We start from the raw sequence: 8128 nt of genomic DNA, 5'->3' as shown, positions 1-8128 counted from the left end.
CCCGTCGATGATCTTGTTGCCGTCCGAGTCCCACAGGTAGACGCCGTCGGCCTTCACGATCACGCGGCTGCCCGCGCAATTGAGCGCCCCCATGTCCGAGAACGGATGGATGTGGTGCGCGGCGTCGAGCGCGCGGTATTCGGCGGTCGAGCGTGCCTGTGTCGTGCGGGCCGCCGGTGCGGCGGGCTGGATCCACGCGGATTCGTTGCGGTAACTCATGTTTCCTCCGTATTTCCGTAATGCGTTGGCGCGCGCGCTTATACGTGCAGCAGCAGATGACGGCGTTCCCACGAGCTGATCACGCGGAAGAACGCTTCGTATTCGGTTTCCTTCAGCGCGAAATACGCCTTCAGGAACTTGTGGCCGAGAATCTCGCCGAGCGGCTCGCACGCGGCCATCAGCGTGAGCCCTTCCTCGAGGTTGCGCGGCAGTCCGTACGGCAGGTCGTAGCCGTCGCTGACGAGCGGCTCGGTCGGCTCGAGGCGCTGTGTCATGCCGAGATAGCCGGCCGCGAGCGTCGCCGCCAGCGCGAGGTAGGGGTTGCAGTCGACACCGGGGATCCGGTTCTCGATGCGGCGTGCGGCCGGGCCCGAGTGCGGGATGCGGAAGCCGACCGTGCGGTTGTCGTAGCCCCACTGCACGTTGATCGGCGCGGCCATGAAACGCGACAGCCGGCGGTACGAGTTGATGTACGGCGCGAAGATCGGCATCAGTGCCGGCGTGTACTTCTGCAGCCCGGCGAGATAGTTGTAGAACAGCGACGTCGCGCCGCCCGTCTCCGGCGACGTGAACAGGTTGCGGCCCGTTTCCTCGTCGACGATGCTCTGGTGCACGTGCATCGCGGAGCCCGGCTCGTTTTCCATCGGCTTGGCCATGAACGTCGCGTACATGTTGTGGCGCAACGCCGCCTCGCGCACCGTGCGCTTGAACAGGAAAACCTGGTCGGCGAGCGACAGCGCGTCGCCGTGCATGAAGTTGATCTCCATCTGCGCGGCGCCGACTTCGTGGATCAGCGTGTCGATGTCGAGGTTCTGCGATTCGCAGTACTCGTAGATGTCCTCGAACAGCGGATCGAATTCGTTGACGGCCTCGATCGAATACGACTGGCGGCCCGTCTCGGGGCGGCCCGTGCGGCCGACCGGCGGACGCAGCGGCAGGTCCGGGTCCTTGTTCATGTCGACCAGGTAGAACTCGAGCTCCGGCGCGACCACCGGCTTCCAGCCCTTCGCCTTGTAGAGATCGAGCACGCGGCGCAGCACGTAGCGCGGCGAGATCTCGACCGGCGAGCCGTCGAAATGCACGCAGTCGTGGATCACCTGCGCGGTCGGGTCGACGGCCCACGGGATCAGGCGAATGGTCGACGTGTCGGGCACGCACACCATGTCGGGATCGGTCACGCCGGTCAGCGTGCCGTCTTCCGGATATTCGCCGGTGACGGTCTGCACCATCACGGCCTGCGGCAGGCGCATCGATTCGCCGGACGTGAACTTGTTGCGCGGCGTGATCTTGCCGCGCGCGATGCCGGCCATGTCGGGGATGATCGCTTCGATCTCGGTGATCCGGTGCTGCTTCAGAAAGTCTTCGATGTCTTGCATGTCTGTTCTCGTTATGTGGGTCGGCGCGCTCAGGCGAGCGCGGCGGCGGCCGTGGCGCGCGTGCGGGCGTTGCGGCGCGCGCGGCATGCGTCGCCGAAGGCGCGGAAGATCGCGCTCGACAGCGGGTCATGCGCATGCCGCCATTCCGGATGCCATTGCACGGCGAGCGCGAAGGCCGGCGCATCGACGACGCTGACGGCCTCGATCAGGCCGTCCGGCGCGACGGCTTCGACGGCGAGGCCGGAACCGAGCTGCGCGATGCCCTGCTTGTGCAGCGAGTTCACGTGCACGTCGTCGCGGCCGCCGGCAAGCGTGTGCAGCACGCCGCCGGGCGTCAGGCGCACGACGTGCGCGGGGCCGTATTGCGTGTCCATCGGCGCATCGTCGTCCTCGCGGTGATCGGCGAGGCCCGGCACTTCGTGCACGCGCTGGTGCAGCGTGCCGCCGCAGACGACGTTCAGCTCCTGGAAGCCGCGGCACACGGCCAGCACGGGCACGCCCGCGACGATCGCCGCGCGCAGCAGCGGCAGCGTCGTCGCGTCGCGTGCGGGATCGTGCTTCGTACCCGGCGCGCTCGGCTCGCCGCCATACAGGTGCGGCTCGACGTTCGAGTAGCTGCCGGTAAACAGCAGGCCGTCGACCGTGTCGAGCACGTCGTCGACCGACTGGCGATCGCCGAGCGCGGGCAGCACCATCGCGAGCGCGTGCGCGCCGTCGACGATCGCCGCGACGTACTTGTCGCCGACCGTGTGCGACGCATGTGCGCCGATTTGCGTGAAGTCGGCGGTGATGCCGACGAGGGGTTTCCTTTCCATGACGTCAATCAGTTATCCATAGGGCTTGGCGTACGTTGCGCAGGAACGTGCAAAACGCAGGCACGACAGGGCCCCGCAGCCAGGCGCAGAGCGCCGGGGCCGCTGGTGAATGGGCACGACGGGGTCGCGTGGCGGCCCGCGCTGTGCGCGACGGTCAGGCCGTCGCTCGTTTCGTTGCGATGCGCGACGCGGCAATCGATGCGCGAACGCGTTCCGTCACCGCGCGGAAGACGCGGCTAACGAACAGGCAGCTGAAACGAACGACGAGAAAAGGAGGAGAGGCGCTATGGCAGCAGCGACGCGACTTCGTCGGTATCGACGGCCACGAATGCGCGTGCGGAAACGGCGTTGTGACGCCGAACGGAACGACGGGACAGGATGGTGTAGATCGACAGGTGCAGCAGGCGAGGACTATGCCAGCCGCAACTGCCATCGGAAGCGGGAGCGGCGCTGCGCAAACTTCGCACATCGCCTCGATCCCACCTCACCAGAGGGCCACGGACTCTCACGATTACACTCGACTGGTTTGTTGAAAGTATTGAACACCTGATCGTTTCGGCGCGCTGGGCGTTTAAAATAATCGAGGTGTCAGGTTTGCGTCATTTACATCGATCGGCATCAATTTTTGCGTTGCGATAACGTTTTTTGGTGCCGATGAATGGCCGATGACGCTGACCTGAGAGCCAGCATATACGAGCCAAAAACGGCGTCAAATGTTTTTTGACGGTCCCGTGTCAGGGCTTTCCCGCAGCACTGCGAACAAAAGATTCGTAAATGGAATGGCTCGCAGGGTGTTCATTATTTCGAACGCCTTTCAGGGTTTTCCCCGCTGATGCGCGGCATAAAGTGATTAGAATATTCAACGGCTGCCCCAACACGCCGCTTCACTTTTTCACCGCGCTACTATCGTGCCCGAAACCGAATCGATGTCCACCGAAGTCGCCGAGCGCCTGCGTTTCGTGCGCAACAAGCATGGCCTGTCGCAGCGCGAACTCGCGAAGCGGGCCGGCGTGACCAACGGCGCGATCTCGCTGATCGAACAGGGGCGCGTGAGCCCGTCGGTCGGCTCGCTGAAGAAACTGCTCGAATGCATCCCGATGAGTCTCGCGGAGTTCTTCACGTTCGAGCTGGTCGAATCGCGCTCGGTCGTGTCGCGCCGCGACGAGATGCCGAACCTCGGCAACGACGCGCTCGCGTTTCACCTGGTCGGCGCGGGCGTGAAGGATCGCAACATGTGCATCATGCGCGAGGTCTATCAGCCGCTCGCCGATACGGGCGCCGAGATGCTCGTGCACGTGGGGCACGAGGGTGGCGTGGTCGTGTCGGGCCGGCTCGAGCTGACCGTCGACGGCGCGACCTGGCTGCTCGACCCCGGAGACGGCTACTACTTCGAAAGCCGCTTGCCGCACCGTTTTCGCAATCCCAGCGCGGAACAGCTCTGCGAGGTCGTGTCGGCCAATTCGCCGGCGACCTTCTGACCCACCGCGCGTCACCGCATTCGCCGCCGGCAGTGTTGCCGTTGCGCGGCGTGCCGCAGCGCGAATGCCACAACCATTGAGGCATCCTGATGAACAAGTTGACTTTGGCTGAATGGCAGGACAAGGCGGCGTCGCTCGAGATCGAAGGGCGCGCATTCATCGACGGCGCGTCGCGTGACGCGCATGGCGGCAAGACGTTCGATTGCGTGAGCCCGATCGACGGCCGCGTGCTCGCGAAGGTGGCCGATTGCGGCGAAGCCGACGTGAACGCAGCAGTCGCGGCCGCCCGCCGCGCGTTCGACGCCGGCGTGTGGGCCGCACTGAACCCGCGCGCGCGCAAGGCCGTGCTGCTGCGCTGGGCCGCGCTGATGCGCGAGCATCTCGATGAGCTGTCGCTGCTCGAGACGCTCGACGCGGGCAAGCCGATCGGCGACACGACGACGGTCGACGTGCCGGGCGCCGCGTATTGCGTCGAGTGGTTCGCCGAAGCGATCGACAAGGTCGGCGGCGAAGTCGCGCCGGCCGATCATCATCTCGTCGGCCTCGTCACGCGCGAGCCGGTCGGCGTGGTGGCGGCCGTCGTGCCGTGGAATTTCCCGATCCTGATGGCCGCATGGAAGTTCGGCCCGGCGCTCGCGGCCGGCAACAGCGTCGTGCTGAAGCCGTCGGAGAAGTCGCCGCTGACCGCGATCCGCGTCGCGCAGCTGGCGATCGAGGCCGGCATCCCGGCCGGCGTGTTCAACGTCGTGCCGGGCGCGGGCGAGCCCGGCAAGCTGCTCGCGCTGCATCGCGACGTCGACTGCATCGCGTTCACGGGTTCCACCGCGGTCGGCAAGCTGATCATGCAGTACGCCGCGCAGTCGAACCTGAAGCGCGCGTGGCTCGAACTCGGCGGCAAGTCGCCGAACATCGTGCTGCCCGACTGCCCGGATCTCGACCGCGCCGCGCAGGCCGCGGCCGGCGCGATCTTCTACAACATGGGGGAGATGTGCACGGCCGGCTCGCGCCTGCTCGTGCATCGCGACATCAAGGATGCGTTCGTCGAGAAGCTGGTCGCGGCCGCGCGTGCGTACGTGCCGGGCAACCCGCTCGATCCGTCGGTATCGATGGGCGCGATCGTCGACGGGATCCAGCTCGAGCGCGTGCTCGGCTACATCGACGCCGGGCGCAAGGAGGGCACCCTCGTCACGGGCGGTGCACGCGTGAACGAGGAATCGGGCGGCTTCTACGTGGAGCCGACGGTGTTCGAGGTGAAGCCCGATGCGAAGATCGCGCGCGAGGAGATCTTCGGTCCCGTGCTGTCGGTGATCGTGTTCGACGAGGTCGACGAGGCGGTGAGGATCGCGAACGATACCGAGTACGGGCTCGCGGCGGCCGTGTGGACGTCGGATCTGGCGACTGCGCACGAGGTGTCGCGCCGGCTGCGGGCGGGCACGGTGTGGGTGAACTGCTACGACGAAGGCGGCGACATGAACTTCCCGTTCGGCGGCTACAAGCAGTCGGGCAACGGCCGCGACAAGTCGCTGCACGCGCTCGAGAAGTACACCGAGCTGAAGTCGACGCTGATCCGGCTGCGCTGACGCGGCCGGTGCACGGGCGCAGTGCCGGCGGGCGCTGCGCCTGCGTGCGTCAGGCCGAGCGCAGTGCGGGGTGGAAGCCCGCGGCTTCGATGATCGATTGCACGCGCTCGGCGCCTTGCGCCGATTCGACCTTGACCGTCTTCGCAGCCACGTCGATGTCGAGCTTCGCGGCGGGGTCGGCCGCCGTCACGGCACGGGTGATGGCGTTGGCGCAGCCGCCGCAGGTCATGTCCTGGACTTCGAATTCCATCGTGTTCTCCTCGGTTGATGATCGACGAATAGGTTCAGCATGAAGCTTGCCATGGTGGGAAGGTCAAGCGCGTTCGCCGCGAACCGTATCGCAGCCACTGCTTGTAAGACTGATGTCAGACGAATCGCGATTCGCCTGCGTGCGTCAGCCCGAACTTTTCCCGATTGACGTTCGCGCATTGTCGGCGAAATCTGGCAGAGCCTTGTGCGAGAAGGTATGCGTCGGATCGATGACGCACGATCTCCATGATCCGAGTAAGGGTACTTGGAGGTGAAAATGCGAATCGATCTTAGTATCGATTCCCCTCGATATTTCTTTAGCTACAAACATGACTCGTTTCGCCATTGGCTTCGCACTGGCCCTGTTGGGCGCATCCGCAACGTCCGCATTCGCTGCCGACGATGTCGTCAACCTGACCCTGAAGGACCACAAGTTTTCGCCCGATGGCGTGACGATCCCGGCCGGCAAGAAGGTGAAGTTCGTCGTGAAGAACCTCGATGCGACGCCCGCGGAATTCGAAAGCGACGACTTCAAGGCGGAGAAGGTCGTGCCGGCCGGCAAGTCGGTCGAGATTCTCGTCGGGCCGCTGAAGGCCGGCACCTACGAGTTCCACGACGAGTATCACGAAGCGCAGTCGAAAACGCACCTGAGCGTCAAGTAAGCGGAAACCACCATGTTGTCTACCGCCCTGATCGTCTTTCGTGAAGTGCTCGAGGCCGCACTGGTGGTCTCGATCGTGATGGCCGCCACGAAGGGCGTGCCGCGGCGCGGCTGGTGGGTCGGCGGCGGGCTCGTCGGCGGCGTGATCGGCGCCGGCCTGATCGCCGCGTTCGCCGACGTGATCTCGCAGTGGGCGTCCGGCATGGGACAGGAAGTCTTCAACGCGGGCGTGATGTTCGTCGCGACGCTGATGCTGGCGTGGCACTGCATCTGGATGAGCAGTCACGGCCGCGAGATGGCGCTGCACATGGGCAAGGTCGGGCGGGCCGTCGCGGCAGGCAGCCGGCCGCTGACGGGGCTCGCGATCGTGGTCGGCGTCGCGGTGTTGCGCGAAGGTTCCGAGGCCGTGCTGTTCCTGTACGGCATCGCGGCGGGGGATCCGGGTCAGACGCCGCAGATGATCGCAGGCGGCCTGCTCGGCGTGCTCGGCGGAGCCGGGCTCGGCTACGCGATGTATGCGGGCCTGCTGCAGATTCCGCTGAAGCGCCTGTTCTCCGTCACCAATGCGCTGATCGTGCTGCTCGCGGCGGGGATGGCGAGCCAGTGCGCCGGCTTCCTGCTCGCGGCGGGCCTCGTGCCGTCGTGGGGCGATACGGTCTGGGACACGTCGTGGCTGCTCAAGGAATCGAGCATCGTCGGCAAGGCGCTGCATACGCTGATTGGCTATACCGCGCGTCCGGCGGGAATCCAGATCGCCGCGTACGTCGTCACGCTGGTCGCGATCGTCGTGCTCACGCGGCTCGTCGGCCGGCCCCGGACGGCCGTGCCGCCGCCGCGTCCCGTCGCCTGAGCGGGCGGGGGCGAATGCAAAAAGGGGCGTCGTGGACGCCCCTTTTCTTTGCGTTGACGGTTCGCGCGCAGGCCGCGCGCGGCCGTTCAGCGATGGCTGTCGATCCACGCGCGGGCCCATTCGAGCCCTGCATCGCGTGCTTCGTCCTCGGTATCGAACACGCCGAGCACGCCCGACGCCTCGACGAGCCGGTTGTTCTGCGTGATCGTGCCGCTCGCCGCGAAGCGTTCGGGCTGCATGATCTCGTCCTGTTGCAGGATCGCATGGCCCCAGATCTGGTAGCCGTGATAGGTCTGTGCTTCCATTATCGCGTCACCTCCGCGGAACGGTTGGCCGTGCCGACGCGCAGCACGTTGCCGTCCGGCGTGTATTGCCTCGGGATATCGGAGAAGTTGAGCGCGTGCGGCGTGTCGGGCGCGGCCGGCTGCATCACCGTCAGCCGCCCCGGCGCGGGCTGCGCGACCGGGCGCGGTGCGACCGGCGCCTCGACCGTCGCGGCGGGCGCACGACGCGGCGCGGCTTTCACCGCTTGCGCGACGCGGCGCTTGTGCGGCTTGACCGCGGCCTTCGGTTGCACGCTCGCGCGCTTTTCCACGGCCTTGCTGCCGGCATGCGCGTCGGCACCCGTGCGCGCGGCCGGCGTACGGGCATCTGGCGTGCGTGCCGCCGGCAGCCGCGCCTCGGGCGGGTTCCAGACTTCGACGTAGTGCTCGGCCGCCCAACCCGTCGACGCGCAGGTCAGCGCCAGCAATCCGCATCCAAACAGTCTTACCATGGTCTCTCCGTCAGTCTCGTCGGCGCGCCGGACTGCGCTGCGCCGATTGCTTACTCCACCGTCACCGACTTCGCGAGGTTGCGCGGCTTGTCGACATCGGTGCCGCGCGCGCACGCGGTGTGATA

10 protein-coding genes and 1 pseudogene are annotated in these 8128 nt (G+C 66.4%); 4 read left to right on the top strand and 7 right to left on the bottom strand.

The features are described from left to right. The 4 genes and pseudogenes from DIE15_RS36245 to DIE15_RS37975 form a co-directional block, all read right to left on the bottom strand. A pseudogene (locus DIE15_RS36245) lies at nucleotides 1-219 on the bottom strand (aspartate aminotransferase family protein); the annotation flags it as partial. 38 nt (nucleotides 220-257) lie between these two features. Further along, a complete protein-coding gene (locus DIE15_RS36240) occupies nucleotides 258-1595 on the bottom strand; it encodes a glutamine synthetase family protein (RefSeq protein ID WP_057924815.1) in 1338 nt (445 codons plus the stop codon). 29 nt (nucleotides 1596-1624) lie between these two features. Further along, entirely contained in the window at nucleotides 1625-2410 is a 786-nt protein-coding gene (locus tag DIE15_RS36235; protein WP_057924521.1) for a gamma-glutamyl-gamma-aminobutyrate hydrolase family protein, read from the bottom strand. 284 nt (nucleotides 2411-2694) lie between these two features. After that, on the bottom strand, nucleotides 2695-2877 hold the full coding sequence (locus DIE15_RS37975; RefSeq protein WP_006402789.1) for a hypothetical protein: 183 nt from the start codon (nucleotides 2875-2877) through the stop codon (nucleotides 2695-2697). Between the two features lie 459 nt (nucleotides 2878-3336). Here DIE15_RS37975 and DIE15_RS36225 point away from each other — a divergent pair, with 459 nt between their 5' ends. Then, on the top strand, nucleotides 3337-3888 hold the full coding sequence (locus tag DIE15_RS36225; protein ID WP_124835843.1) for a cupin domain-containing protein: 552 nt from the start codon (nucleotides 3337-3339) through the stop codon (nucleotides 3886-3888). Between the two features lie 89 nt (nucleotides 3889-3977). Further along, the gene (locus DIE15_RS36220; protein ID WP_124835842.1) at nucleotides 3978-5468 is read left to right on the top strand and encodes an aldehyde dehydrogenase; all 1491 of its coding nucleotides are present in this window, start codon (nucleotides 3978-3980) and stop codon (nucleotides 5466-5468) included. Between the two features lie 49 nt (nucleotides 5469-5517). On the opposite strand, the gene DIE15_RS36215 is transcribed toward DIE15_RS36220, so the two are convergent. Next, entirely contained in the window at nucleotides 5518-5718 is a 201-nt protein-coding gene (locus DIE15_RS36215; protein ID WP_006754615.1) for a heavy-metal-associated domain-containing protein, read from the bottom strand. Between the two features lie 328 nt (nucleotides 5719-6046). Between DIE15_RS36215 and DIE15_RS36205 the strand changes: the two genes are divergently transcribed. Both DIE15_RS36205 and DIE15_RS36200 read left to right on the top strand, forming a co-directional pair. Then, complete coding sequence (locus tag DIE15_RS36205) at nucleotides 6047-6379, top strand: cupredoxin domain-containing protein (RefSeq protein WP_057924519.1); 333 nt, start codon at nucleotides 6047-6049, stop codon at nucleotides 6377-6379. 12 nt (nucleotides 6380-6391) lie between these two features. Then, nucleotides 6392-7228 (top strand): FTR1 family protein, encoded by an 837-nt coding sequence (locus DIE15_RS36200; RefSeq protein WP_057924518.1) that lies wholly within the window; start codon nucleotides 6392-6394, stop codon nucleotides 7226-7228. An 86-nt stretch (nucleotides 7229-7314) separates the two neighbouring features. Here DIE15_RS36200 and DIE15_RS36195 read toward each other — a convergent pair whose 3' ends face one another. Continuing rightward, nucleotides 7315-7533 carry a hypothetical protein gene (locus DIE15_RS36195; protein WP_124835841.1) on the bottom strand — a complete coding sequence of 73 codons (219 nt, stop codon included), beginning with the start codon at nucleotides 7531-7533 and terminating at the stop codon, nucleotides 7315-7317. Continuing rightward, nucleotides 7533-8003 carry a hypothetical protein gene (locus tag DIE15_RS36190; RefSeq protein WP_124835840.1) on the bottom strand — a complete coding sequence of 157 codons (471 nt, stop codon included), beginning with the start codon at nucleotides 8001-8003 and terminating at the stop codon, nucleotides 7533-7535. Before DIE15_RS36190 ends, DIE15_RS36195 begins: the two co-directional genes overlap by 1 nt. Nucleotides 8004-8128: the final 125 nt, after the last annotated feature.

Source organism: Burkholderia sp. Bp9031 (genome assembly GCF_003857965.1).
Lineage (GTDB): Bacteria > Pseudomonadota > Gammaproteobacteria > Burkholderiales > Burkholderiaceae > Burkholderia > Burkholderia ambifaria_A.
This window is presented reverse-complemented; position numbering and strand designations above follow the sequence as displayed.